This window comes from Herpetosiphonaceae bacterium, from assembly GCA_036374795.1.
Classification (GTDB): Bacteria; Chloroflexota; Chloroflexia; order Chloroflexales; family Kallotenuaceae; genus LB3-1.
Genome location: DASUTC010000190.1, coordinates 1 through 24,715 on the forward strand (window position 1 = coordinate 1; position 24,715 = coordinate 24,715).

23 protein-coding genes are annotated in these 24,715 nt (G+C 62.4%); 19 read left to right on the top strand and 4 right to left on the bottom strand.

Going from position 1 to position 24,715, the window contains the following annotated elements; all coding sequences use genetic code 11:
- The 3 genes from VFZ66_14025 to VFZ66_14035 all read left to right on the top strand — a co-directional run.
- Positions 1-456: deoxyguanosinetriphosphate triphosphohydrolase (locus tag VFZ66_14025; GenBank protein ID HEX6290306.1), on the top strand; the 456-nt coding region annotated here is incomplete at its 5' end.
- Between the two features lie 102 nt (positions 457-558).
- Entirely contained in the window at positions 559-2,499 is a 1,941-nt protein-coding gene (gene dnaG / locus VFZ66_14030; protein HEX6290307.1) for a DNA primase, read from the top strand.
- Positions 2,500-2,574: 75 nt separating this feature from the next.
- Positions 2,575-4,254: a sigma-70 family RNA polymerase sigma factor gene (locus VFZ66_14035; GenBank protein HEX6290308.1), complete on the top strand. Its 1,680-nt coding sequence runs from the start codon at positions 2,575-2,577 to the stop codon at positions 4,252-4,254.
- 86 nt (positions 4,255-4,340) lie between these two features.
- Here the strand turns inward: VFZ66_14035 and VFZ66_14040 are convergent, their stop codons facing one another.
- The 4 genes from VFZ66_14040 to VFZ66_14055 form a co-directional block, all read right to left on the bottom strand.
- Positions 4,341-5,366 (bottom strand): FAD-dependent oxidoreductase, encoded by a 1,026-nt coding sequence (locus VFZ66_14040; protein HEX6290309.1) that lies wholly within the window; start codon positions 5,364-5,366, stop codon positions 4,341-4,343.
- A gap of 6 nt (positions 5,367-5,372) precedes the next feature.
- A complete protein-coding gene (locus VFZ66_14045) occupies positions 5,373-5,849 on the bottom strand; it encodes a GNAT family N-acetyltransferase (protein HEX6290310.1) in 477 nt (158 codons plus the stop codon).
- 99 nt (positions 5,850-5,948) lie between these two features.
- Positions 5,949-7,217, bottom strand: coding sequence for a pitrilysin family protein (locus VFZ66_14050; GenBank protein ID HEX6290311.1), 1,269 nt, complete (start codon positions 7,215-7,217; stop codon positions 5,949-5,951).
- Between the two features lie 66 nt (positions 7,218-7,283).
- A complete protein-coding gene (locus VFZ66_14055) occupies positions 7,284-7,766 on the bottom strand; it encodes a CinA family protein (GenBank protein HEX6290312.1) in 483 nt (160 codons plus the stop codon).
- A 76-nt stretch (positions 7,767-7,842) separates the two neighbouring features.
- On the opposite strand from VFZ66_14055, the gene tsaE reads away from it, so the two are divergent.
- The 16 genes from tsaE to VFZ66_14135 all read left to right on the top strand — a co-directional run bounded on the left by tsaE (position 7,843) and on the right by VFZ66_14135 (position 24,701).
- A complete protein-coding gene (gene tsaE, locus VFZ66_14060; protein HEX6290313.1) occupies positions 7,843-8,364 on the top strand; it encodes a tRNA (adenosine(37)-N6)-threonylcarbamoyltransferase complex ATPase subunit type 1 TsaE in 522 nt (173 codons plus the stop codon).
- Positions 8,355-9,062, top strand: a complete 708-nt coding sequence (gene tsaB, locus VFZ66_14065; protein ID HEX6290314.1) for a tRNA (adenosine(37)-N6)-threonylcarbamoyltransferase complex dimerization subunit type 1 TsaB — start codon at positions 8,355-8,357, stop codon at positions 9,060-9,062. Before tsaE ends, tsaB begins: the two co-directional genes overlap by 10 nt.
- A gap of 125 nt (positions 9,063-9,187) precedes the next feature.
- Positions 9,188-9,934 (top strand): DUF3662 and FHA domain-containing protein, encoded by a 747-nt coding sequence (locus VFZ66_14070; GenBank protein HEX6290315.1) that lies wholly within the window; start codon positions 9,188-9,190, stop codon positions 9,932-9,934.
- 72 nt (positions 9,935-10,006) lie between these two features.
- Complete coding sequence (locus VFZ66_14075) at positions 10,007-10,453, top strand: FHA domain-containing protein (GenBank protein ID HEX6290316.1); 447 nt, start codon at positions 10,007-10,009, stop codon at positions 10,451-10,453.
- A gap of 269 nt (positions 10,454-10,722) precedes the next feature.
- Positions 10,723-11,079, top strand: coding sequence for an NADH-quinone oxidoreductase subunit A (ndhC, locus tag VFZ66_14080; protein HEX6290317.1), 357 nt, complete (start codon positions 10,723-10,725; stop codon positions 11,077-11,079).
- Positions 11,080-11,203: 124 nt separating this feature from the next.
- On the top strand, positions 11,204-11,971 hold the full coding sequence (locus VFZ66_14085) for an NADH-quinone oxidoreductase subunit B (GenBank protein HEX6290318.1): 768 nt from the start codon (positions 11,204-11,206) through the stop codon (positions 11,969-11,971).
- Positions 11,958-12,608, top strand: a complete 651-nt coding sequence (locus VFZ66_14090) for an NADH-quinone oxidoreductase subunit C (GenBank protein HEX6290319.1) — start codon at positions 11,958-11,960, stop codon at positions 12,606-12,608. Before VFZ66_14085 ends, VFZ66_14090 begins: the two co-directional genes overlap by 14 nt.
- A gap of 45 nt (positions 12,609-12,653) precedes the next feature.
- The gene (locus VFZ66_14095) at positions 12,654-13,778 is read left to right on the top strand and encodes an NADH-quinone oxidoreductase subunit D (GenBank protein HEX6290320.1); all 1,125 of its coding nucleotides are present in this window, start codon (positions 12,654-12,656) and stop codon (positions 13,776-13,778) included.
- On the top strand, positions 13,775-14,818 hold the full coding sequence (locus VFZ66_14100) for a 4Fe-4S binding protein (protein ID HEX6290321.1): 1,044 nt from the start codon (positions 13,775-13,777) through the stop codon (positions 14,816-14,818). Before VFZ66_14095 ends, VFZ66_14100 begins: the two co-directional genes overlap by 4 nt.
- A gap of 7 nt (positions 14,819-14,825) precedes the next feature.
- Positions 14,826-16,028 (top strand): NADH-quinone oxidoreductase subunit NuoH, encoded by a 1,203-nt coding sequence (gene nuoH / locus VFZ66_14105; GenBank protein HEX6290322.1) that lies wholly within the window; start codon positions 14,826-14,828, stop codon positions 16,026-16,028.
- Between the two features lie 155 nt (positions 16,029-16,183).
- Positions 16,184-16,912 carry an NADH-quinone oxidoreductase subunit J gene (locus VFZ66_14110; protein HEX6290323.1) on the top strand — a complete coding sequence of 243 codons (729 nt, stop codon included), beginning with the start codon at positions 16,184-16,186 and terminating at the stop codon, positions 16,910-16,912.
- A 12-nt stretch (positions 16,913-16,924) separates the two neighbouring features.
- Positions 16,925-17,254, top strand: coding sequence for an NADH-quinone oxidoreductase subunit NuoK (nuoK, locus tag VFZ66_14115; GenBank protein HEX6290324.1), 330 nt, complete (start codon positions 16,925-16,927; stop codon positions 17,252-17,254).
- Between the two features lie 126 nt (positions 17,255-17,380).
- Positions 17,381-19,699 carry an NADH-quinone oxidoreductase subunit L gene (gene nuoL, locus VFZ66_14120; protein ID HEX6290325.1) on the top strand — a complete coding sequence of 773 codons (2,319 nt, stop codon included), beginning with the start codon at positions 17,381-17,383 and terminating at the stop codon, positions 19,697-19,699.
- Between the two features lie 74 nt (positions 19,700-19,773).
- Positions 19,774-21,459: an NADH-quinone oxidoreductase subunit M gene (locus VFZ66_14125; GenBank protein ID HEX6290326.1), complete on the top strand. Its 1,686-nt coding sequence runs from the start codon at positions 19,774-19,776 to the stop codon at positions 21,457-21,459.
- Between the two features lie 3 nt (positions 21,460-21,462).
- Positions 21,463-23,046, top strand: a complete 1,584-nt coding sequence (locus tag VFZ66_14130; protein ID HEX6290327.1) for an NADH-quinone oxidoreductase subunit M — start codon at positions 21,463-21,465, stop codon at positions 23,044-23,046.
- Entirely contained in the window at positions 23,046-24,701 is a 1,656-nt protein-coding gene (locus tag VFZ66_14135) for an NADH-quinone oxidoreductase subunit N (GenBank protein HEX6290328.1), read from the top strand. Before VFZ66_14130 ends, VFZ66_14135 begins: the two co-directional genes overlap by 1 nt.
- Positions 24,702-24,715: the final 14 nt, after the last annotated feature.

The window sequence follows — 24,715 nt, forward strand, 5'->3', positions numbered from 1 at the left end:
CTGCGGGCAGGGATCTTGCAGGAATCCGATCTGCCGCGCTCCTGCATCGACGTGCTAGGCGTCACCCACTCGCAGCGCATCAACACCATGGTCTGCGATCTGATCGACAACAACTGGTGGGCGACCGGCGAGGGTACGCCGCCCGAATCACGCACGATCACGATGAGCCCGGCGATCCTGGAGGCGACGAACACGCTGCGCGAGTTTATGTTTGCGAACGTGTATGTGACGGGACCGGCGAAAGAAGACGACCACAAGGTCTATTTTGTGCTCGGCCAGCTTTTCACGCACTTCATGCAGCATCCCGAAGCGCTGCCCGCCGAACTCCTGGCGATCTGTGATCGGCATGGTGATAATGTCGAATGCGCGGTCGTTGATTATATTGCAGGCATGACCGATCGCTATGCGCTCAAGGTATTTAATCAGATCTATGTGCCGCGCACATGGAGTATGTAACCTTTATCGATCGGCTACCCGCTCGGCTGTACTCGTCGCGTCGCCTGGGCGCGCATGCGGCTGGAGCAGGTAGGCCGTCCCGAAACGGCGAGTGTCTGCGCTATGACGGTAACGGATGACATCAAGCAGCGCCTCGACATCGTTGCTCTGATCAACGAGAGCGGTGTTCAACTGCGTAAGGCGGGCCGCAACTTCACCGGCTTCTGCCCGTTCCACCCCAACGCCCGCACACCGGCGTTCTATGTCTTTCCCGACACGCAGAGCTACTACTGCTTCAGTTGCCACGCGGCTGGCGATGTCTTTAACTTTGTGATGGGGCGGCAAGGGCTGGACTTCGGCGATGCGCTGCGGCAGCTTGCTGGGCGCGCGGGTGTTCACCTTGAGCAGCGCACCCCGGAGCGCGAGCAAGAGGACGCCACGCGGGTTCGGCTGCGTCAGATCAACGAGGACGCGGCGATCTACTGGCAGCATGTGCTGGTGAGCACCCAGAAGGGCCAGATCGGGCGGGCCTACATCGAGCGGCGTGGCCTCACGCAGGCGACGGTCGAGGCCTGGCAGCTTGGCTACGCTCCCGACGACTGGAGCGATCTGCTGCGCTATCTGACCGATCGCAAGGGCTACCAGCCCGACGAGCTGGAGGCCGCCGGATTGGTGATCAAGCGCGAGCAGGGCGGCTACTACGATCGCTTCCGCAACCGGCTGATGTTTCCGATCCGCAGCCTCAAGGGCGAGATCATCGGCTTCGGAGGGCGGGCGCTCGGCGATGATCACGCCAAGTACATGAACACGCCCGAAACGCCGCTCTTTCACAAATCGAGCGTGCTCTACGGCATCGATATGGCCCGCGAGGCGATCCGCCGCGAAGATGCCGTGGTGGTTGTCGAGGGCTACGTCGATGTGCTGATGGCGCATCAGGCCGGCTTTGCCAACGTCGTCGCGCCGATGGGCACCGCGCTGACCGCCGAGCAGGTCGGGATCGTCAAAAAGCTGACGCGCAGCGTCTATCTGGCGCTGGACGCCGACGCCGCCGGGACCAACGCGACGCTCAAGGGCCTGCAAACGCTGCGTGAGAACATGGACTCCACCGTGGTGCCGGTGCCGACGCCGCAGGGCTATATCCGCTGGGAGCGCGAGCTTGACGGCGTGATTAAAATTATCGCGCTGCCGCCAGGGCGCGATCCCGACGAGGTGATCCGCGCCAATCCCGACGACTGGCGAGCGCTGGTCGCCGCCGCGCAGCCGCTGATGGTGTACTACCTCGATCAGCTAACCGACGATCTGGACCTGCGCAGCGCCAAAGGCCGCGCCGATGCGGTGGAGCGTCTCGCGCCGCTGATCGGGGCGCTGGTAAATCCGGTGGAGCGCGCGCACTACGTGCAACAGTTGGCGCAGAAGCTTGGTCTTGAGGAGCGGCTGATCCGCGATCAGGTCGAGCGTGTGCGGCGCGGTCGTGGGGTGAATCGCTCGAATCTTGAGATCGGCCCGACCGCAGCTAGTACCTCATTGAGTCGCGAAGACCAACTATTGTCTCTCTTGCTCCGTTTCCCTGGCGTCCGTTCTGCGGTAGAATCGGAATTGTCAAAGGACATTTCACAATTTCCGGAGATCGTCGGCGACATCCAGGGCTCGGTGGAGGAACCATTGGTCCACATCGAGAACCAGCAGATCTGGCAAACCTGGCTGCGCCACGCCCAACCGTCCACACCCGATCTAACCGCCTGGCTGGATGCTCTCGACCCGTATCTTAAGACACACGCGCAGCGCTTGTTAACATATCAGGACACACCTGAGCTGCCCGTGGTCAACCGCCAGTATCACGCTGCCGAGCTTGCTACACGCATCGCCCAAGAACTTCGCAAAACCGTCGTGATCACTCGTAAGAATCAGCTCAAGGCCATGTATGAGTCAGTGGACGATCCCGAAGACCAGCGGACCCTTGAAAGCCGTCTTGTGGCGCTCAACAAGTATCAAAATCTGGTGACAGCGCCCCGCCGGAGCACGTTTTACATCGACCTCGGCAATCGTCTTGATCAGTTGAAGTAGCATGTTCACCAGCTTTGGACATCGTTTGTTCTTGATCTTTCGCCCTATGCATCTTGGCTGAGGAGACATCATCGTATGGCTGACCACGATCTTGATTTAACTGAAGACTTAGGATATACCCCGTCCCAGACAGCCGAGACTGCATTGGAGGAAGTTGCTGCGGCTGAGGCGGTTCATTCGCTCGAGCAGTTGATCCAGCGCGGTAAGGAGCGCGGCAAGGTCACGCAAGAAGAGATCATGCAGCTTGTCGCCCAGCCGGAAGAAAACCTGGATCAGCTTGAGGAGATCTACGAGGCGCTGACCAAGGCCGGGATCACGATCATCGACGAGCTGGTCGAGGAGGAAGATTTCACGCTGGATATCGATCTCGACCCGATCGTGATCGTCGGCGACGTGCTCGATCACTCCGATCCCGGCGTCGGCGATAGCGTGCGCATGTATCTGTACGAGATCGGGCGCGTCGCGCTGCTGACCGGCGATCAGGAGGCGCGGCTGGCGCGGCAGATCGAGCAGGGCGAGAAAGCCGAGGCCAAGCTCAAGCGTCTGACCGACCCGCACTCGGCTGAGGCCGCCGACCTGCGCCGGGCGATCGAGGTGGCGCAGGAGGCGCGCGCCGCGCTGACCAACGCGAACCTGCGGCTGGTGGTCAGCGTCGCCAAGAAGTATATGAATCGCGGCCTGTCGCTGATGGATCTTGTCCAGGAGGGCAACATGGGCCTGCTGCGCGCCGTCGAGAAGTTCGACTACCGCAAAGGCTACAAGTTCTCAACCTACGCGACGTGGTGGATTCGCCAGGCGATCACTCGCGCCATCGCGGACCAGGCCCGCACGATCCGCATTCCGGTTCACATGGTCGAGACGATCAACCGGCTGATGAAGATCAGCCGCCATCTGGTACAGGAGCTTGACCGCGAGCCGACGATGATGGAGCTGGCGCTGGAATGCCGTATTCCCAGCATTCTGACCGAGCAGCAGCGCCTGATGTACCAGTTGATGCCCTCGCAGTTGGACGAGGATTGTGTCGGGGCGTACGATCCCCAGATGATCCAGAGCCTCAAGCGCGCCGCCGATCGCGTCCAGAATGTCATGGCGACCGGCGATGTCAACAATCCGACCTACGTGCGGCTGAAGGAGACACAGACGTATCTCCAGCGGGTGCTGCGCCGCGTGCCGAGGCCGGAGGAGATCGCGCTGGAGTGCCATCAGCCCGATATTTTGCCGGAGCAGATTCGCATCCGGTTGCAGACCAGCCCGGCGATCATCAATCCACAGTCCAAGCACTACGATGTGAGCATGCGCCAGTTGCTTGAGCGGGCCGCCAACAAGGTCCGCGATATTCACAAGGCGGCGCAGGAGCCTGTATCGCTGGAAACGCCCGTGGGGCAGGAAGAAGATAGCAGCCTGGGCGACTTCATCGAGGACTCGAAGGTCGAAGCGCCGTCGGACGCGGCGGCCAACCAGATGCGCAAGGAGGCGGTCGAGCAGGTGCTCGATCAGCTCAACGAGCGCGAGCGGCTGGTCATCAAGCTGCGCTATGGGCTGCATCTGACCGATGAGGAGCGGCGCATGCTGCTCGATCTGCCCTCGCGCAAAAAGTACGATTTCCAGATCGAGGGCGGGCGGCATAATACGCTGGAAGATGTCGGCAAGATCTTCGATGTCACGCGCGAGCGGATCAGGCAGATCGAGGTCAAAGCGCTGCGCAAGCTCAGGCATCCCAAGCTCGGCAAGAAGCTCCGCGATTATCTTGAATAGAAACGACTCCTCGATCGAGCGCACGTGCGGAATCAGACAAGGACGGGAAATTCCCGTCCTTAGTCGTGTCTAATCCTGGTCCGTGCTCATCGCGCCGCGATCCGCTCTGCCACTTTCCAGCCCTGCTCGATCGCGAGGTGAACGCGGCCCTGGCCCGCCGTGTAGTCGCCAGCGAAGAATAGCCCGCCGATCGCGCTGTTGAGCGTCTCGAAGTCGGCGCGACCGTCGGGCAGGGCGTAGCGCCAGCCCTGCCGATCCGACCACAGCGGCGCGCGCAGGCTTTCTTCGAGCAGGCTGCCGACCAGCTCCGCGACCTGCTCTGCCAGCAGCGGGGGCGGGTCGTTCCAGTGCGCGACGCTCCACTCAGGGGCCATCTGCGCGATCAGCACGTGCTGATCGGCACTGCTCCGGCCGGGCTTGAGGTGCTCGTAGGCCAGCCACGAGATCGGGTGCTGCCGATCGGTGTTGACCAGCGCGTAGAACGGACGCGAGCGCAGCCGTGGCGGATAGCCCAGCGTCACCGAGAGACAGGCGCGATACGTCACCTTGTCCAGCTCGGCCAGGATCGTCGTCTGCGCCGTGCGAGAGAGCGCGCTCGCGGCGATCAGGTCGCGCGTCTGCGGCGCTGGCGGCGTGAGCAGAACGGCATCCGTCGCGCCGACAATCGTATCCTGCTCGTCGAAGAGGATATACGAGCCGTTGGCCTGCGCGATGCGGCTGATGCGCGTCGTGAGGCGCAGATCGAGGCCATGCGCCAGCTCTTTGGCAAGCCGGGTAATGCCGTCGACGTAGGTCCACTTGGGATCGCGGTTTTGGGCGTGATCGCCCTCGGCGATGCGATTGTGCCGGTCGAAGGTCCAGACCGGCAGCGCAATATCAACGGGCGCGGTGGGCAGCGTGTGCCGCAGCAGCGCTTCGAGCTCCGGCGTCGGCGCTTTGACGTACTGCGCGCCGTGGTCGAAGGTCGCGCCGTGTGCCCGTCGTGTCGCGGCTCGCCCACCGACGCCCCGGCTTTTCTCGAATACGACGATCTCAAGCCCCGAACCAAGGCTGCGCAGCCTGTGCGCGGCGGCCAGTCCCGCGACGCCTGCTCCAATGATCGCCAGCTTCATCGCTCGCTACCTCGCATGATCGGTCAGGTCGTAGGAGAAGACCAGCATATCGCGGATCTGGATGCCGTTCTCGTAGCGCGGCTCGCGGTAGTACCGAAAGTAGTCGTGGCGGATGTGGTCCATCCGAAAGCCGACTTTTTGGTAAAACGCGATGTTCGAGATGCTGCTGTTAGCGGTCCCGACCAGCATACGCTTTTTGCGGCGGCGTCTGGCCTCGGCGAGCAGCCAGGCAAGCAGGTGCTTGCCCAGGCCCTGGCCCTGCCGCCCCTCGACGATCGCCAGCTCTTGCAGCTCGCACGGCTCGTCGTTCCAGCGCATCGTGGCCGCGCCCACAAGCTGCCCGTCGTCGTCCATGCGATAGACGGTATCGACCAGATGCGCCAGGCCCCAGCGCAGCGCCCGCTCGGACTCTTCCGCCAGCAGCAGCACCGGGATCACGGCCTCGATCTGATCCCCTTGCACTTCGCGAATGACGATCGCCATATCCGCCCTTTGTTTCTCCAACCCAGCCTCGTCCTAGAAAAATGACGTGGGGATCTTCCCCACGTCCCCGGTTTGCATGCTGCTCTACGTACGCCGCGTTTAGATGTCGAGCAGGCTGGCAAACAGCGCCTCGTCGTCGTACGGGCCGATCACCGCCAGATAGAGCGCGGCGGGCGTGATCAGCCGCTGCGCCACACGCAGCACGTCCTCGCGCGTCACCGCCTCGATCTCGGCGACGACCTGCTCGACCGGAATCACCGTGTCGTAGCGCAGGATGTGCGAGCCGTTGCGCGAGGCGACCGACCACGTATCCTCAAGGCCGATCAGCATGCCGCCCTTGACCTGCTCTTTGACGCGCTGAAGCTCCTGCTCGGTGATGCCGTCTTCGCGCACCTTGCGCAGCTCCGTCAGGCACGCGACGATCGCGTCCTGCACTTTGCCCAGCTCCACGCCGCCGCTGATGACCCACTTACCGGCGTCGTTGAACTCGGCGGTGTAGGAGTAGACCGAGTAGGCCAGCCCGCGCTCTTCGCGAATCTCCTGAAAGAGCCGCGAGGCCATGCCGCTGCCGAGGATCGAGTTGAGCACCTGGAGCGGACGGCGATCGGGATCGGTGTAAGGCAGCGCTGGCAGGCCCAGGCAGAAGTTCGCCTGCTCGGTGCTCTTGGTCAGCAGCCGCACCCGGCTCTGCCGCTGCGGGCCGCGCGATGGCTCCGGCTCGAAGCGCTGGCCGCTGCGGTAGCTGTGCAGCGCCTTGGTCCAGGTATCGACCATCTCATCGGTCGAGATGTTGCCCGCGATCGATACGACCGTGTTGGGATAGGTGTAGTGCTGGTCTTTGTAGCCGATCAGATTGTCGCGCGTGATGCCGCTCACGGTTTCCGCCGTGCCCGCGATGTCGCGTCCGAGCGCCTGATCGCCCCACATCGTCTCATCCAGGAGCTGGTGAACCCAATCGCCGGGCGAGTCCAGGCTCATGTTGATCTCTTCGATGATGACCCGCCGCTCTTTCTCGATCTCCTTCTCGTCGAAGAGCGAGTTGAGCAGCATATCGCTCAGCGTGTCGACGGCGCGATCGAAGTGGATGTCGGCGACTTTCGCGTAGTAGCAGGTCGAGTCGTATGAGGTGTAGGCGTTGAGCATGCCGCCGATGCCTTCGATCGCCTCGCTGATCTGCTTGGCGTTACGCCTGGACGTGCCCTTGAAGAACATGTGCTCCAAGAAATGCGACACGCCGCTCAGCGGCGCTGGCTCGTAGCGCGAGCCGACTTTCGTAAAAACGCCCATCGACACGGAGTGCGTATGCGGCATCTCCTCGGCAATGATCCGTAGTCCGTTTGGAAGATCGATTTTGGTGTACGGCGACATAGACACCTTTCTCATATTGTCAAGTTACAACGATACCACGTCTGGACGATCGTTGTCGTGCCAGATTTAGCCCAGTGCTTCTATGATCAGCGCTAAAGCGCGCAGCGCGGTCTGCTGTTTGTTGGCATGACGATCGCCCTCGAACACGTAGTGGCGGCTCAGCGTTGTCTCAGGTGTGACCACGCAGATATGTACCAGCCCGACCGGCTTCTCGGCTGTGCCGCCGCCAGGACCGGCGATGCCGGTCGTCGCGACGCCCACCGAGGCTTGCAGGCGCTCGCGCACGCCCTGCGCCATCGCGCGCGCCGTCGCCTCGCTGACCGCGCCCTCGGTTTCCAGGATCGTCTGGGGCACGCCCAGATGGCGCTGCTTGACGGCGTTGCTGTAGGCGACGATCCCGCCCAGGTAGTAGGCCGAGCTTCCCGCGATCTCGGTCAGCAGATGCCCGATCAGCCCGCCGGTACACGACTCGGCGGTGGCGATGGTCCAGCGGCGCTGTGTCAGGGCCGCGCCGGCCTGTTGCGCCTGCTCGATAGCGGATGCTGTCATGCAGGCAGTATACCATCTGATCATAGGATCTGTGGCTGTTTGAAGCTAGCCGATCGGATGTGCTACAATGCGCTGCATGTCGCACGCAAACACCGCGTCACCGGCGACGCTGGACCTGATCAGTCACAGCGAAGCAGACACGATCGCGTTCGGACGGCGGCTCGGCGCGCTGCTCCAGCCCGGCGATCTCGTGCTGCTCTTCGCGCCGTTCGGCGCAGGCAAGACCCACCTGACGAAAGGGATTGCCGGGGCGCTCGGCGTTGACGAGGCCGACGTGAATAGTCCCTCTTTTGTTCTGATCAACGAGTACCAGGCGGATCGTGCCCACGGTCGCACGCCGATCTACCATGTCGATCTGTACCGCATCGAAACGCCCGACGAGCTGGCGACGATCGGGCTGGACGATGTGATCGCCGGTCATGGCATCGCGGTGATCGAGTGGGCCGAGCGCGCGGCAGGCTGGTTTCCGCACGAGCACCTGGCGATCGAGATCACGCATCAGGGCGAAACCGAACGCCGGATCAGCGTGCGGCCTCGCGGCGCGCGCTACGCCGCGCTGGTCGAGCAACTGCGGCCCGCATCAAGCCTATGCTATTAGCGATCGACACATCGACAAACGATAGCGGCATCGCGCTCTACGACGAGCGCGTGCTGGCCGAGTGTGCGTGGCACTCGGAGCGGCGGCATGCAGAGCAAGTGCTGCCGATGATCGATGTGCTGCTGCGCAACCTCGACGCGACGCCCGCCGATCTGACGGCGGTGGCGGTCGCGCTTGGTCCCGGCAGTTGGAGTGGCCTGCGGGTGGGCGTGAGCCTGGCAAAATCGCTGGTGTTCGCGCGCAGCCTGCCGCTGATCGGCGTGCCGACGCTGGATGTGCTGGCCTTTCCGCATCGTCACGGCGCGCTGCCCGTGGTGCCGATTGTGCGGCTGGGTCGCGACCGCTACGGCGCGGCGGTGTTCCGGCATACGACAGCCTGGGAGCAGATCGGGCCATTGTATAATCTAGCGCTTGAGGAGCTGCCCGGCATTGTCGATGTCGGTCTGTTCTGCGGCGATGTCGATCAGGCGGCACGCGCGTTGCTGGTGGAACATCTGGGCGATGCGGCGTCGTTTGCGACTGGCACGGATAACGTGAGACGGCCAGCGGCGCTGGCTGAGCTAGCCTGGCAGCGCTTGCAGGCTGGCAGGGTGGACGATGTGACAATGCTTGAGCCGATCTATCTGGGGAGTCCGGTGAAAGAGAACAAAGCACAAAGAACAAAAAGCAAAGGGGAAGAACCAAGGGCCAAGCGCTAAGAACCGGGTGCCAGACCGGGTGCCCTTTGGGCATGGCACCCGGTCTGGGCGCCCGGCGCACAAAGGGAAACTTTGAACTTGAAACTTTGAACTTGAAACTTTGAACTCGAAAGGTGGAGGTTGGGGTGAGCGCACTATCCCGATTTGAAGGCTTTATGGAAAGCGTCGTCGAGGGATCGGCCAAGCGGCTGTTCCGCTCGCCGATTACGGCGGCGGAGATCACGCGGCGGCTCGAACGGGCCATGGAAAGCCAACAAACGATTACCGTCGATCGGGTGATTGTGCCGAGCTTCTACCGGGCGTTTTTGAACCCCGAAGATTTCCGCGCGTTCGAGCCGATCCAGGAAGAGCTGGAGCGCGAGATGGCGAACTACCTGCGCGATCTCGCTCGTGAGCGCGGCTTTACGCTCTTGCAGCATCCGGGCGTCGACGTCGCGCCCGATCCGGCGGTCGGTCGCCGCAGCATCCAGGTGGTTGCCGAGATGGCCGCAGCGCAGGCGCGCAGCAACAGCCTTGCCGAGGGGCTGGAGAGCACCCAGGTGATCCAGTCCAAGGGGCAGGCCGGGCAGCAGCAGGCGGGGCCGCGCGCGGATCTGGTCATGCAGACCGCCGCGGGCATGCATACGTTTCCGCTCGAAAGCAGCCTGGTGACGATTGGACGCGGCTTAAATAATGATATTATCTTGGAAGATCCGCGTATCTCGCGGCAGCACGCGCAGTTGCGCTATAAATCGCGGCGCTTCTTGATCGCCGATCAAGGATCAACCAATGGCACGTACGTCAATGGAACGGCGGTGACAACCGAGCATGTGCTGCGCGACGGCGATATTGTCTCGCTGGGCGGCCTGGAGTTGATCTTTCAGCAGCGTTAGCGCGGTGAGTCGTAGGGGATGCGTCGATCCTGGCGCTCTCGTGGAGCGCTGCGTTGAAGCCTTTGGGAGTGTATGGACATCGGCAACCTTTCGATCGAATTTATCATCCTGGCACTGCGGATCGCAGTGGTCTTTTTGTTGTACCTGTTTCTGTATCAGGTGCTGCGGACGATTACTCGTGAGCTGCGGACGGCAGGAGCGGAGACGACGCCCGCCTCGCAGTATGGCTACCTGACGGTGATCAATCCAGGGCAGAGCGGCCTGCCGCCGGGCAAGAAGTTTCCGCTCAATCAGGTCAACACGATCGGGCGGGCGATGACCAACGACATTCCGCTCAACGACTCGTTTCTATCGGGCGAGCACGCGCTGCTGGAGTGGGACGGCAATACCTGGATCGTCGAGGATCTGGGCAGCACCAACGGCTCGTGGCTCAACGGTCGTGAGCTTGATCAGCCAATGGCGCTGAGCTATGGCGACGTGATTCAGGTCGGCCATGTCGAGCTGAAGCTGTCGCGCTGATGGGTGATCAAGGAACCTGTGCGGAGATAGCATGTGCTGATCCAGGCCAGGAACAAGGACTGTTTGGGAGCGTTTCCCAAACCCCGGCCTGACGACGAGCCGCTTTTGCAATAGCAGCGGCACTTGTGAAATTGATTATCATCTGTTTGCAAGCAAAAAGTAGTATGTGATACAATGCACATAGTCCTTATAGAGTCCTGATAGAGCGATGTGGCCCAATATCCATACGCTCTTTTTGCTTGTCGAGGAGTCCTAAAGGAGTTGCCATTTTGCTGTCCAATTATGCGTTCATCGGCATCTTCACCATCGCGGCGATAACATTCCCCCTGTTGCCGCTCATTATTTCATGGCTCGTCCGGCCCAAGCGCCCTACCCCGATCAAGCAGAGCACGTACGAGTGCGGCCTGGAAGCGATCGGCGACATCTGGGTGCAGTTCAAAGTGCAGTACTATCTGTACGCGCTGGCATTCGTCGTCTTCGACATTGAAACAGTCTATTTGTATCCCTGGGCGGTGGCCTACAACCAGCTTGGCCTCTTTGCTCTGATCGAGATGGCAGTATTCTTGCTGATCCTGGTAGCCGGGCTGGTGTATGCGTGGCGCAAGGGCGCGTTGGAGTGGCTATAACGACAGAACAAAGAACAACACAACAAAGAACAGAGGGTTTTCGATTTTGTTCTTTGTGCTCTGCTCTTTGTTCTCTGCTAGGTGAACAAACATTATGACTTCTGCCCCAAAAGATTATGATGCGATGACAGACGAAGAGGTGCAGCTAGAGCTTGAGCAGCAGGGTGTGCTGCTGACCAGCGTCAACTGGCTGTACAACTGGGGTCGGCGCTCGTCGGTCTGGCCGATGCTCTTCGGCCTGGCCTGCTGCGCGATCGAGATGATCGCGTCGGCGACCTCACGCTACGACATTGCGCGCTTCGGCTCGGAGCTGTTTCGCGCCTCGCCGCGTCAGGCCGACGTGATGATCGTGTCGGGAACGGTGACGAAGAAGATGGTGCCGCAGATCGTCCGGCTCTACAACCAGATGCCGGAGCCGAAATGGGTAATCTCGATGGGCGCGTGCGCCACGTCGGGCGGCCCCTTCCGCGACGGCTACAACGTGGTGCGCGGCGTCGATCTGTATGTGCCGGTAGACGTGTACATTCCGGGCTGCCCGCCGCGCCCTGAGGCGCTGCTGCATGCGCTGATCACGCTTCAGGAGCAGATCGACGAGGAGAAGATCAGCAAAGTGCGCTGGTACGACAAGCTCAAGAGCGGCAGCACCGACTATCCGGTGCCGCAGTTCGGCGCGCACGGCCTGATGGTCGCGGGGATCGACGGCGTGGCCGATCCGGTCGGCGGCACGCCCCAGATGATGCCGTTCGTCAGCCCGGCGCTGGGCGGCAAGGGCGAGCGCCACACCGATCCGCGCGTGCTTGAGGGCAACCTGCCCAAGGGCTTGATCGGCGAGATCATCGGCAAGCGGCAGACGCCAGGATTGCCGGAGGAGGACCGCGATGTCGTTGCTTAGCAAAGGCGAGCTGCGCGCGATCCTTGAGCGCGATCTTCCGGGCGTGATTGCTCCGCCGCTCAGGCCGACACGCACCAACGGGCACGGCTCGCACCAGCAGGACGTGCAAGAAGATGCCGCCGAGACGACGGGCGATACGACGCCAGCGCCGCGCGACAGCGACTCTGCCGCTGCCAAGGGCGCGAAGTCCCAGGAGTCGCACAGGCCGCTGCCGCAGTTGAACGACGACGACGCGGTAGTAGTTGCCGAGCGTCTGCCGGAGGTGCTATCGTTTATGCGCGAGCGGCTGGGCTACCAGTATCTATCGCACATCACGGCGGTCGACTATCTGGAGTACGGCGTGATCGAGGTGATCTATCATCTCTTCCGCATCGAGGGCGGCCCAGGGCAGATGGTGCGGGTGCGGGCGCCGCGTGAGAACCCGGTGATCCCGTCGATCACGCCGATCTGGCCGGGCGCGAACCTGCAAGAGCGCGAGGCGTGGGACCTGTACGGCGTGCAGTTCCCCGGCCATCCGTATCACAAGCGCGTCTATATGTGGGAAGAGTTCGAGGGCCACCCGATGCGCAAGGACTTCGAGAAGATCGGCGATGCCTACTACCACTTCAAGTGGAAGGGGGAAGAGGAAGAAGAGTAGCTGCGACGTATGCAGCCGCTTCTTATCTTCTCGGAACGAAAAGCTATGCTGAAAACAGAAGAACTACAGATAAATATCGGCCCGCAGCACCCGTCGACGCACGGCGTGTTCCGCATGGTCGCGACGATCGACGGCGAGACTGTGGTGCATCTGGAGCCGGTCTTTGGCTACCTGCACCGCAACCACGAGCAGCTCGGCGAGGTCTTTACCTATCTCCAGATCGTCCCGTTCACCGATCGACTCGACTACTTCAACTCGATGATCAACGAGCACGGCTTCTGCATGGCGGTCGAGAAGCTGGCGGGCATTGAGGTGCCGGAGCGCGCCGAGTACATCCGGGTGATCATGGATGAGCTGTCGCGGATTCTGAACCACGCGACGGCGCTGGGCTTCTTGCTCAACGACATGGGCGCGTGGCAGACGCCGCTGCTCTACGGTATGCGCCAGCGCGAGATGATCATGGACATCTTCGAGTCGCTGGGCGGCTCGCGCATGATGTGTAACTACTTCCGCTTCGGCGGCCTGGTGCGCGATCTCACGCCTGCGGTGCTGGAGCAGATCAACCTGCTGATGGAGCAGTTGCCGAGCTTCTTCGAGGAGTTCGAGCGGCTGCTGAGCGGCAACGAGATCCTGCTGACGCGCGCCCGTGGCGTCGGCATCCTGCCCAAGGAGCTGGCGGTTTCGTACAGCGTCACCGGGCCGGTGCTGCGCGCCTCAGGTATTGCCTACGATGTGCGCAAGGCCGAGCCGTACTCGATCTACGATCGCTTCACCTTCGATATTCCGATCGGCACCGTCGGCGATGTCTATGATCGCTACCTGGTGCGGATCGAGGAGATGCGCCAGAGCTACCGCATCTTGCAGCAGGCGATCAAGGATCTGCCCAATGCCGAGGGCTCGTACATCAACCAGGCGATGAAGGCCGCCTCGAAGCAGCAAAGCCTGAAACCGGCGGTCGGCGAGGCATACGCGCGGGTCGAGTCGCCCAAGGGCGAGCTCGGCTACTACCTCGTCAGCAACGGCGGCAGCTCGGCCTACCGCTATAAGATTCGTGCCCCAAGCTTTATTAACCTGTCGGGTCTGAACGACATGTGTCGCGGCCATAAAGTCGCCGACGTGGTCGTGATCCTGGGTAGTATCGATATTGTGATGGGAGAAGTCGATCGATGACCGTGACGCCCCAAACACATACGCCGACACAGACGGCTGCGCTTGCGAACGGCGGCGGGGTCGTCGTGGTCCGGCGCAACGACGATCAGGTCCGGGTCGGTCAGGGTATGCTCAAGGGCATGCTGACCGTGATCCGGCACTTCGGCAAGTCGTTCACCTCATACGGCGACGACAAGAACGATAACACCGGCATGTTTACAGTGCAGTATCCCGAAGAGCGCATGGCGCTGCCCGAAGCATTCCGCAACATGCCGATCCTGCTCTACGACGATAAGACCGGCCACGAGCTGTGTACCTCGTGCTTTCAGTGCGAGCGGATCTGCCCGCCCAAGGTGATCCATATCACCCAGGCGACCGATCCGAGCACCGGCAAGGCGGTGCCAGCGGCGTCGGAGTTCGTGATCGAGTACGACTCGTGCATGAGCTGCGGCTACTGCGCCGAGGTCTGCCCCTTCGACGCGATCAAGATGGACCACCACTACGAGCTGTCCACGCCCGATCACCTGAGCATGGACGTGGCTAAGGCGGACTTGAATCGCCCGATCTCGTACTACCAGACGATCGCGCCGAACTTCTGGGCCGAGGTCGAGGCCAGCGCGATGAAGAAGCTGCAAAACAACATCAAGCGTCGCCCCGGCACGATCGGCGTCGCGCCGCACATGATCGGCAGGGCTCAGCAGGCTGCGCCCGCCGCAGCCGGTGGCGCTGCCAGAGCGGCAGTTGCCAAGCCAGCCGCGCCGGTCGCCGCGATCGGCAAGAATATGCCGCCGGAGAAGGTGGCTCGGCTGGAGGCGATCCGCGCCGCCAAGCGCGGCGGAGCCAGCGCGCCGGTCGCCGCCGTCGACACGGCTCCGGTGCCGTCGGCTGAGGCGCTGGACGGGCAGACAGCCGCAGAGCAGGGCACGCACATGGCCGAGTCGCAGGGCGGCGCGCCCGCCGCAAGCGGGCCGGTCGCAGCGCCGGGCAAGAATATGTCTGCCGAAAAACTGGCGCGGTTGGAAGCGATTCGCGCGGCGAAGCGAGCACAGCAAGGAGAATAGATACACCATGCAGGCATTGTGGAATGCTATCTTTGGCGAAGGCTGGCTCGCAAATCTCGCGACCTACATCACGATCTCGACCGCGATCCTGATCGTAGGGCCGGTGATGATGATGCTCTTCACCTGGATCGAGCGGCGCGGCATCGCCTATATGCAGGATCGCAAAGGGCCGAACCGCGTTGGCCCGTTCGGCCTGTTCCAGCCGATTGCCGAGGCGATCAAAACCATGACCAAAGAGGACATCACGCCGGCGGGCGCTGACCGCTGGGTGCATTTCCTCGCGCCGGTCGTAGTCATGTTCGCGACGATCATGACGTTCGCGGTGATCCCGTGGGGTAATCTGGTGCCGGTCGACATCAACATCGGCGTGCTCTTCATCGTGGCAATCGGCGCGATGCACACGCTCGGCATGCTCATGGCGGGCTGGGGATCCAACAACAAGTTTGCGCTGCTCGGCGGCATGCGCGCGGCGGCGCAGATGATCTCGTACGAGATTCCGCAGGTCATGTCGCTGGTGTCGATCGTGATGCTGGTGGGCACGATGAGCGTCCGAACGATCGTCGAGAATCAGCGCGACTGGTTCGGCTTCGGCTGGTACGTCTTCACGCCGATCGGCCTGCTGGCGTTCATCATCTTCTGGATCTCGTCGCTGGCGGAGGGCGAGCGCACGCCCTTCGATATTCCTGAGGCCGACTCGGAGATCGTCGCGGGGTATATGACCGAGTATTCAGGCATGAAGTTCGCGGTCTTCTATCTGGCGCAGTACATGACCAACCTGGCGATCTGCGCGGTGGCGGCGGCGGTCTTCCTCGGCGGCGGCGCGGGACCCGGCTCGTCGATTCAGGGCGGCCTGGGCACGTTCCTGTCGGTGATCTACTTCTTGATCAAGACCATCGGTTTGTTCTTTTTGATGGTCTGGATTCGCGGCACGTTTCCACGGCTGCGCATCGATCAACTGATGGCCTTCGCCTGGAAGTTTCTGCTGCCGCTGGCGCTGATCAACATCTTCAGCACGAGCCTATGGATCGCGATCACGCGCTGGGGTGTCGAGCAGGGCATGGGCGTTGTGGATGGCATGGATTATCCGGTGCGGCTGGCGATTGCCTTCGCTGTCACCGGCGTGATCAACGTCGTGTCGTTCTTGCTGCTGGTGCGCATGAATACCAGCCGGGGCGCGATGAGCTATCAGACCAGTCCGTCGGGTGTGTAGCGGGTTCGCAGAGAGCCAGGGGCGGCGCGCTCCTGGCTTCGGCGTGTCTGCTAGAGACAGCATCGTTCCGTGGTACAATCGCGCCGCAAACAAAAGGAAATACACAACGTTTGTGCAGCGCCCCTGGTGCGTTCGCCGCAAACCGAGGAGTGTGCATGGATTTCATTATTGGTCTGATTTTCTGGATTCTGGCGGGGCTGATCTTATTCTCCGGCCTGATGGTGGTCACGGTTAAAAACATCATCCACGCAGCCCTGTGGCTGATCGCCTCGTTTGCCGGCGTCGCAGCGTTCTATTTCTTGCTGGAAGCGCCGTTCATCGGGGTGGTGCAGATCTTGGTCTACACCGGGGCGATCTCGATCCTGGTTTTGTTCGCCATCATGTTGACGCGGCAAGTCACCGGCGAGGGAACGCGCCAGCTCTTCGAGCGCTGGTGGGTCGCCGCGCTGGTCGCCGTTGCGCTCTTCGGCGCGGTGATCGTGCCGGGGCTTTGGTCGCCGGAGCTGCCGGTGCAGCAGCCCAACCAGCCGACGTACTGGCCGCAGACGGATCTGATCGCGCAGCAGCCAGCCGCCAGCCCCGCGCCGGACGCGCAGCCGCTCGCAAGCCCCCCATCGATCGCGGGAGCGTTCGAGATCGGGCGGTCGTTCATGGCCGAGTACCTGATCCCGTTCGAGGTTTCGTCGATCCTGCTGCTGGTCGCGCTGATCGGCGCGATCGTGATCGCCTATGAGGAGCGTACGCGCCGCCGCCGCATCCTGACACTGGCCGAAGAGGCCGAGCTGCGGCGCTCGCTCACCGGCCTGGGCCTGGAGCGTCCCGTCCAGGCGACCGGCAACGTGCCGCAGGGTACGTCCGACGCGGGGACGGCGGAGCGAAGATAGGAGCCTATACTGATGAATCATTCGATTGTGACAGCAATGCCGCTCGAAGCGATCCTGACCGTCGCGGGTGGCCTCTTCTGTATCGGCTTGTTTGGAGCGCTCTCTCGCCGCAACACTGTTGGGATTTTGATGGGCGTCGAGCTGATGCTGAACGCCGTCAATATCAACCTGATCGCGTTCTGGCGCTACCTGGAGCCTGCCAACACCAGCGGCCTGATCTTCGCGATCATCGCGATCACGGTCGCGGCGGCGGAGGCGGCGGTCGGCCTGGCGATGGTGATCGCGATGTACCGCACGCGCATGACGATCAATGCGGATGAAGTAGATACGATGAAAGGCTAGATGAGAACAACGGCGCAGCGGAACAACGGAACAAAAGATCCAAGCATTGTTCGCTTGTGCGCCCGGCGCCCTTTGGGCATGGCACCCGCCTCGCTTGTTCTCGGTTCTTAAATCTAAGGAAGCAACATGAATTTTTTTGAGCTAGCCTGGTTAATTCCTCTTCTGCCGCTGGCGGCGTTTGTGTTTATCACGCTGCTCTCGCCGTTCTACCGCAGCCGTGTGATCAGCGGCTGGGTGGCGATCCTGGCGATGCTGGCGGCAACTGGCCTGGCCTGGGGCATTCTGTTCCAGAGCGCGGCTGCGGGCTTTCCCGGTGGCGGCGAGGCCGCGCCGCACTCTAAAGCGGCGGGCTATCTGGCGAGCGCCGCGCCCGGCGCGCTGGCGGCTGAAGAAGAGGGCGAGGGCCATCACTTCGCGGGCTTTGGCGGCGCGTACACCCGCAGTATGCCGTGGGCCGCGACCGGCGAGACGACTTTCAACGTCGGCTATTACATCGATGCGCCCGTGGCGCTGATGCTGGCGATGGTGACGCTGGCATCGTTCTGTATTCATCTCTTCTCGCTGGGCTACATGGCTCACGACGAGTATCCGGCGGGTCACGAGCGACAGTCACGCTTCTTCTCGTTCATCGCGCTCTTTACGGCGTCGATGCTCGGAATGGTGCTTGCCGATAATCTGTTGCTCTTCTTCATCTGCTGGGAGCTGATGGGACTGTGCTCGTATCTGCTGATCGGCTTCTGGTACTTCAAGCCGTCGGCCTATCGCGCCGCGCGCAAGGCGTTTATCACCACGCGCATCGGCGATGTCGGCATGATGCTCGGCCTGTTCTACCTCTACACCCAGTCGGGATCGCTGACCTTCGGCACGGGCGAGGGGCAGGTCTTCAACCCTGAGTTTCTTGAGCGCATCCACGGGCAGACGACGTTCCTGGGGATGAGCGTGGCGACGGCGATTGCGCTGCTGCTGTTCATGGGCACGATCGGCAAGTCGGCGCAGTTCCCGCTGCACGTCTGGCTGCCCGACGCGATGGAAGGTCCGACGCCGGTATCGGCGCTGATTCACGCGGCGACGATGGTGGCGGCGGGCGTGTTCCTGGTTGCGCGCACCTATCCAATCTTTCTTGCGAGCGAGACAGCGCTGGCGGTGGTCGCGCTGGTCGGCGCGTTTACCGCGATCTTCGCGGCGCTGATCGCGGTCGGCCAGTTCGACATCAAGCGTATTCTGGCGTACTCGACGCTCTCGCAGCTTGGCTTCATGGTCGCGGCGCTCGGCGTCGGCGGCTGGGTGGCGGGCCTGTTCCACCTGCTGACGCACGCCTTCTTCAAGGCGCTGCTCTTTCTCGGCTCCGGCTCGGTGATTCACGGCATGGAGGCGGCGGTCGGGCATGATCCCGACAAGGCGCAGGACATTCGCAACATGGGCGGCCTGTCGCGCTTTATGCGTGTCACCTGGATTACGTACATGATCGGCTATCTGGCACTGTCGGGCGTGCCGCTCTTCTCCGGCTTCTTCTCGAAGGATGAGATCCTGGCGGATGCGTTCAATGCTGGCGGCACGGTCGGCACAACAGTGTACGCGCTGCTGACGGTAGCGGCGTTCCTGACGGCGTTCTACATGACGCGGCAGATCATGGTGGTCTTCTATGGCCCGTTCCGTGGCTTCCAGCCGCGTCCCGTCGATGCGCAGGAGCACAGCGAGCCGGTGCCGGTCGAGAGTCCGGCGCATCATCCGTCGCGGTCGCCGGAGGTGGCAGGCGCGGCGCATGGCGTCACCGCCAAGACCTACGACACGCACGAGCACGGCGCGCACGGACACCACGAGGCACACGAGCCACACGAGTCGCCCTGGTCGATGACGCTGCCGCTGCTGATCCTGGCGATCTTCGCCTTTGGCGCGGGCTACGCCAACTGGCCGTTTGCCGAAGTTACCGGCGGTGGGCACTGGCTCTCGCACTACCTGGGGCAGGAGGCTGCCGCGTTCAACATCACCACTGCCGCCATTGCGACTGGCCTTGCGTTCCTTGGGATCTTCCTGGGCTGGGCGCTCTACCGGGGCGCGTTCGCCCGCTCGACCGATCTCGATCCGCTTGAGGCGCGAGCGCCGGGCCTGTTCCGTCTGCTCAACCGCAAGTTCTACTTCGACGAGCTGTATGGAGCGACGATTGGCCGCTTTACCAACTGGCTCGGTCGCGGCCTCGGCTTCTTCGACCAGAACGTGGTCGACGGCACGGTCAACGGCGTTGGCTTCGGCTCGCTGCTGCTGGCGAAGATCAACTTCATCCTCGATGACTTTGTGCTGAACCAGGGCGCTGATACGCTGGCGGACGCGACGACGTACACCGGCGATGGGCTGCGCCAGACGATCACCGGCAAGATTCAGGATTACGGCGTGCTGATCTTCGCCGGCGTGGTGATGCTGGCGGTGATCTATTTGTATGCATTCTAAGAACCAAGAACCCAGAACCAAAAAGTTGTTTGCTACGCTGGTTCTCAGTTCTCGGTTCTCGCTAATGGAGCAACATGGAACAGTCCATTAACTATCTCAATTTTCGCGGTGGCGTTCCCTGGCTGAGCCTGCTGATCTTCCTGCCGCTGCTCGGCGCGGTGCTGGCGGCGATCACGCCTGAGGGACGCGATGGGCGGGCGGGTGCCCCCTGGGCGAAGTGGGGCACCTTCTTGCTTAGCCTGGCTCCGCTCGGCATCGCGATCTATCTGGCGGCGACCTACCAGGGCCGCACCGTGGATAACGGACTCCAGCAGGTCTACGACTATGCCGAAAGCCTGCCGTGGATCAGCGTGCTCGGCGTGACCTACACGCTCGGCCTCGACGGTATTTCGCTGCCGCTGGTGCTGCTGACAACGCTGATGACGCCGCTGGGTATTCTGGCCTCGTTCAATCTGCGGGAGCGTCCGGCCTATTTCTTCGCGCTGATCCTGCTGATGGAGACGGCGATGCTGGGCGTTTTTCTGTCGCTCAACTTCTTCCTGTTCTTCATCTTCTGGGAAGTCTCGCTGATCCCCGGCTTCTTCTTGATCAGCACGTGGGGCCGCGAGAACCGGCGCTATGCCGCGTTCAAGTTCTTTGTCTATACGATGGCGGGCTCGGTGACGATGCTGCTGGCCTTCGAGTTCTTCTATCTGGCCGCCGGAACGTTCGACATCGTGCAGTTGACGCGCCTGTCGCAGGGCTTGCCGGTGCAGGGCGTGCAGGGCAACCTCTCGGATCTGGTCTTCGGCTTCATGCAGCGCCTGGGCGTGGTCAATATCCTGGGTGGCTCGCCCGGCTTCTACATGGGCGCGCTCTTCCTGGGCGTCTTCGTCGCGCTGGCGGTCAAGCTGGCGGTCTGGCCGTTCCATACGTGGCTGCCCGACGCCTATAGCGAGGCTCCGACCTCCGCGTCGATGCTGATCGCGGGCGTGCTGACCAAGATGGGCGCGTTCGCGATGCTGCGGCTGATGCTGCCGATCTTCCCGACGCAGATGCAGCAGGCCGCGCCGGTGCTGGGCTTCTTCGCCTTCATGAGCATTATCGTCGGCGCGTGGGTCGCCTACAACATCGCGCGCAATCCAGAGCGCCGCGAGCGCAAGCTCAACGATCTGAAGCGCGTGATCTCGTATCTGTCGATCAACCACATGGGCTACGTCATGCTGGCGATTGCCGCTGCGGGCGCTGCGGGCGCTGCCGGCGATCTCAATAGCCGCGCGATTGCGCTCAACGGCGCGGTGATGCAGATGTTCGCGCATGGCCTCTCGACGGGCGCGCTATTCTTCCTGGCGGGCATCCTGGCCGAGCGCACCGGCACGTATGAGCTGACCGCGTTCGGCGGCCTGCGGATGGTCGTGCCGCTCTTCGCGGGTCTGATGGGCATCGCGATGTTCGCCAACCTGGGGCTGCCCGGTATGGCCGGTTTTGTGGGCGAGTTCTTTATCTTCCGTGGCACGTGGCCGACGCTGCCCGCGCTGACGATCGTCTCGATGATCGGCCTGGTGATCTCGGCGCTGGCGCTGCTGCTGATGTACCAGCGTATCTTTTCGGGGCCGGTCAACGAGCGGCTGCGCGCGCTGCCCGACATCAATCTGCGTGAGTGGAGCGTCCTGCTGCCGCTGCTGGCCCTGCTGATCGTCTTTGGCGTGTACCCGCTGCCGCTGATGAGCATCGCCAATCAGACGGCGCTGGCTGTCGTGCGCTTCTTTGCTGGAGCCTAACGCATGAATATCTTTCCCTTGTTTCCGCTGCCGCAAGGAGTGCCGTACCTCAGCTTCATCTGGCTGGTGATGCTGGTCGGCGCGGTGATTATCGCGGTGCTGCCGGGTAGCGCCAAGAACGCGATCCGCTGGACTGCGGCAATCTGCTCGTTTCTCTCGCTGGTCGTTTCGCTGCTGGTCTATTTCGCCTACGATCCTGCCGGTCCGACGTTCCAGTTCGTTGAGTATCTGAACTGGGTGCCGAGCCTGGGCATAGCCTACTTCGTCGGTGCGGACGGCATCAGCCTGGCGATGCTGATCCTCAACGGCTTTGTGATCTTCACCGGCTCGCTGATCTCGTGGAATATCGAGAACCGGGTCAAAGAATATTTCGTCCTGCTGCTGCTGCTGGTCGTCGGTGTCTATGGCGTCTTCATGTCGCTCGATCTGTTCCTGTTCTTTGTGTTCTACGAGCTGGCCGTGCTGCCGATGTACCTGCTGATCGGCGTGTGGGGCTCGACGCGCAAAGAGTACGGCGCGATGAAGCTGACGCTCTATCTGATGATCGGATCGGCGTTTTGTATCATCGGCATGCTGGCGATCTACTTCGGCTCAGGGCTGCGCACGTTCAATATGGTCGAGCTGGCGAATATCCGTCCGGGCTTCTCGACGGGCTTCCAGTTCGCGTTCTTTATGCCGATGTTCGTGGGCTTCGCGGTGCTGGCGGGTATGTTCCCGTTCCACACGTGGTCGCCCACAGGCCACGTTGCCGCCCCGACCGCCGTGTCGATGCTGCACGCGGGCGTGCTGATGAAGCTGGGCGCGTACGGCTGTCTGCGCGCGGCGATCTGGCTGATGCCCGAAGGCGCGCAGATCTGGGCGCCGGTGATCATCACGCTGACGCTGCTGAACGTGGTCTATGGCGCGTATATCGCGATGGCGCAGCGCGACTTCAAGTATGTGATCGGCTACTCGTCGGTGTCGCACATGGGCCTGGTGGTGATGGGCCTCGCGGCGCTGAACCAGATCAGCATCAACGGCGCGGTCTTGCAGATGTTCGCGCACGGCGTGATGACCGCGCTTTTCTTCGCGGTTGTGGGGCGGATGGTCTACGACCGCACGCACACGCGGCAGTTGCCGGAGCTGGGCGGCCTGGCGCAGGTCTTCCCGTTCGCCGCGCTGATGTTCATCATCGGCGGCTTTAGCTCGATGGGCATGCCGGGCACGGCGGGCTTCTTCGCCGAGTTCAATATCTTCCTGGGCGTGTGGGCGCGCTTCCCGCTGGTGGCGGTGCTGGCCGGGATCGCGATCCCGATCACGGCGGCGTATATCCTGCGCGTCGTGCGTCAGGTCTTCTTCGGCGAGATCCGCAATCCCGAATTCCGCCGCCTGCCCAAGCTGACCTGGCAGGAGTATACCAGCGGGGCGATCCTGGCGACGCTGGTGCTCGTGCTGGGCCTGTTCCCGGATCTGATGCATCCGATCGTCAACAGCAGCGTGACGCCGGTGGTGCAGCGGCTGGAAACAGCGCGCCAAACGCTGAGCGTCGTCGGTAATCCGCTCCTGGGCGATAATCCTAGCTTGGAAGCACAGGAAGGTCAACGATAATGCAGTTTAGCTTTTTTCCAGATGTGCTGAAGATCCTGCCGGAGCTGATGCTGGCGCTGCTGGCGATCATGGTCGTCGTCGGCGATCTCTTCAGCGGCGATGCTTCCGAGGAGCAGCGCTTTGCCGATGCCGCCTCGACGACGGCGATGGGCCTGGGCCTGGTGCTGGTGCTAGTGGTGTTGCAGGGTGGCTATATCGTCAACCGCTTCATCGATCCGTCGGCGGTCGATACAGGAGCGGGCGGTATCGCCGGTTTCTTCGCCAATGTCTTCCGCAACTTGCAGAGCGTCACCGAGTCCACGGCGGGTCCCGGCGGTCAGCCGGGCAATGTGCTGCTCAACGGCGCGTTCGTGGTCGATAACCTGACGATGCTGTCGCGGCTGCTCTTTATCTCGGCGGCGCTGATCACGGCGCTGCTGACCAGGGATTATGCCTCAAGCGCCAATCCCGCAGAGTTCTATGGCCTGCTGCTCTTCTCGACGATCGGCATGAACCTGATGGCGGGCGCGGGCGAGATGATCAGCGCGTATCTGGCGCTGGAGCTGGCCTCGGTGTCGCTGTATATCATGGCGGGCTACTTCAAAGGCGATCTGCGCTCGTCAGAGGCCGGGATCAAGTATTACATCTTCGGCGCGCTATCGTCGGGTATTCTGCTGTACGGCCTGTCGCTGTGGTACGGCTACGCGGCCTACAATAAGATCGAGAGTCCGACGACCTTCAGCGCGATCACGCAGGTGATCGCGCAGGCGGGCAGCAACTCGAATCTGCTCTATCTGGCGCTGATCTTTATCATCGCCGGCCTGGGCTATAAGGTCGCGGTGGTGCCGTTCCACTCGTGGTCGCCCGACGTGTACCAGGGCGCGCCGACGCCGGTCACGGCCTTCCTGTCGACGGCATCGAAGGCGGCGGGCTTTGTGCTGCTGTATCGCGTGCTGGTCAACGGCTTTGGTCCGCTGGCGGGCACGGCGGCGGTGACAAGCGGCTTTGGCGGCTGGGCCAGCATCCTGGCGTTCATCGCCTTCCTGACGATGACCTACGGCAATCTGGCGGCGATCACGCAGACCAATGCAAAGCGCCTGCTGGCCTACTCGTCGATCGCACACGCGGGCTTCCTGCTGCTCGGCCTGATCGCGGCGTATGCGCCCGGTGGCACCACGGGCCAGTTCTCGCAGTTTGGCGTGCCGTCGCTGATCTTCTATCTGGTGGCCTACACCTTCACCAACCTGGGCGCGTTCGGCGCGCTGGCGGCGGTCAGCCGCGTGGTCGGCGGCGATCAGATGAGCGATCTGAACGGGCTGTACAAGCGCAATCTGGGCCTGGCGGTGCTGCTGGTGATCTTTGTGCTGTCGCTGGCCGGTATTCCGCCGCTGAGCGGCTTCTGGGCCAAGTTCCTGGTCTTCCAGGCGGGCTGGGAAAGCGGCGCGATCTGGCTGGTAGTGGTCGCGGTGCTCAACACGATTATCAGCCTGTACTACTACCTGCGCATGCTCAAGGCGATCTTCATCAACGAGCCGACCGACGACCGGCGGATCAGTGTTCCGGCTGGGATCAACTTCTCGCTGGTGCTTTCGGCGATCATCGTCTTTGTGATGGGCCTGATCCCCAACTTCTTCCTGCCCGCGATCAACAGCGTGACGCAGGTGGCTGGCGGATAGGCTGTCGCTGCTCG

What these genes read in the sequence shown, in the direction of transcription:
- tsaE (HEX6290313.1), top strand. Translation starts at nt 7,843, where the DNA reads ATGTCGCACGCAAACACCGCGTCACCGGCGACGCTGGACCTGATCAGT.
- VFZ66_14130 (HEX6290327.1), top strand. Translation starts at nt 21,463, where the DNA reads ATGAATATCTTTCCCTTGTTTCCGCTGCCGCAAGGAGTGCCGTACCTC.
- nuoH (HEX6290322.1), top strand. Translation starts at nt 14,826, where the DNA reads ATGCAGGCATTGTGGAATGCTATCTTTGGCGAAGGCTGGCTCGCAAAT.
- VFZ66_14135 (HEX6290328.1), top strand. Translation starts at nt 23,046, where the DNA reads ATGCAGTTTAGCTTTTTTCCAGATGTGCTGAAGATCCTGCCGGAGCTG.
- tsaB (HEX6290314.1), top strand. Translation starts at nt 8,355, where the DNA reads ATGCTATTAGCGATCGACACATCGACAAACGATAGCGGCATCGCGCTC.
- VFZ66_14035 (HEX6290308.1), top strand. Translation starts at nt 2,575, where the DNA reads ATGGCTGACCACGATCTTGATTTAACTGAAGACTTAGGATATACCCCG.
- VFZ66_14090 (HEX6290319.1), top strand. Translation starts at nt 11,958, where the DNA reads ATGTCGTTGCTTAGCAAAGGCGAGCTGCGCGCGATCCTTGAGCGCGAT.
- VFZ66_14050 (HEX6290311.1), bottom strand. Translation starts at nt 7,217, where the DNA reads ATGTCGCCGTACACCAAAATCGATCTTCCAAACGGACTACGGATCATT.
- dnaG (HEX6290307.1), top strand. Translation starts at nt 559, where the DNA reads ATGACGGTAACGGATGACATCAAGCAGCGCCTCGACATCGTTGCTCTG.
- VFZ66_14095 (HEX6290320.1), top strand. Translation starts at nt 12,654, where the DNA reads ATGCTGAAAACAGAAGAACTACAGATAAATATCGGCCCGCAGCACCCG.
- VFZ66_14100 (HEX6290321.1), top strand. Translation starts at nt 13,775, where the DNA reads ATGACCGTGACGCCCCAAACACATACGCCGACACAGACGGCTGCGCTT.
- VFZ66_14045 (HEX6290310.1), bottom strand. Translation starts at nt 5,849, where the DNA reads ATGGCGATCGTCATTCGCGAAGTGCAAGGGGATCAGATCGAGGCCGTG.
- VFZ66_14055 (HEX6290312.1), bottom strand. Translation starts at nt 7,766, where the DNA reads ATGACAGCATCCGCTATCGAGCAGGCGCAACAGGCCGGCGCGGCCCTG.
- VFZ66_14075 (HEX6290316.1), top strand. Translation starts at nt 10,007, where the DNA reads ATGGACATCGGCAACCTTTCGATCGAATTTATCATCCTGGCACTGCGG.
- nuoL (HEX6290325.1), top strand. Translation starts at nt 17,381, where the DNA reads ATGAATTTTTTTGAGCTAGCCTGGTTAATTCCTCTTCTGCCGCTGGCG.
- VFZ66_14125 (HEX6290326.1), top strand. Translation starts at nt 19,774, where the DNA reads ATGGAACAGTCCATTAACTATCTCAATTTTCGCGGTGGCGTTCCCTGG.
- nuoK (HEX6290324.1), top strand. Translation starts at nt 16,925, where the DNA reads ATGAATCATTCGATTGTGACAGCAATGCCGCTCGAAGCGATCCTGACC.
- VFZ66_14110 (HEX6290323.1), top strand. Translation starts at nt 16,184, where the DNA reads ATGGATTTCATTATTGGTCTGATTTTCTGGATTCTGGCGGGGCTGATC.
- VFZ66_14040 (HEX6290309.1), bottom strand. Translation starts at nt 5,366, where the DNA reads ATGAAGCTGGCGATCATTGGAGCAGGCGTCGCGGGACTGGCCGCCGCG.
- VFZ66_14085 (HEX6290318.1), top strand. Translation starts at nt 11,204, where the DNA reads ATGACAGACGAAGAGGTGCAGCTAGAGCTTGAGCAGCAGGGTGTGCTG.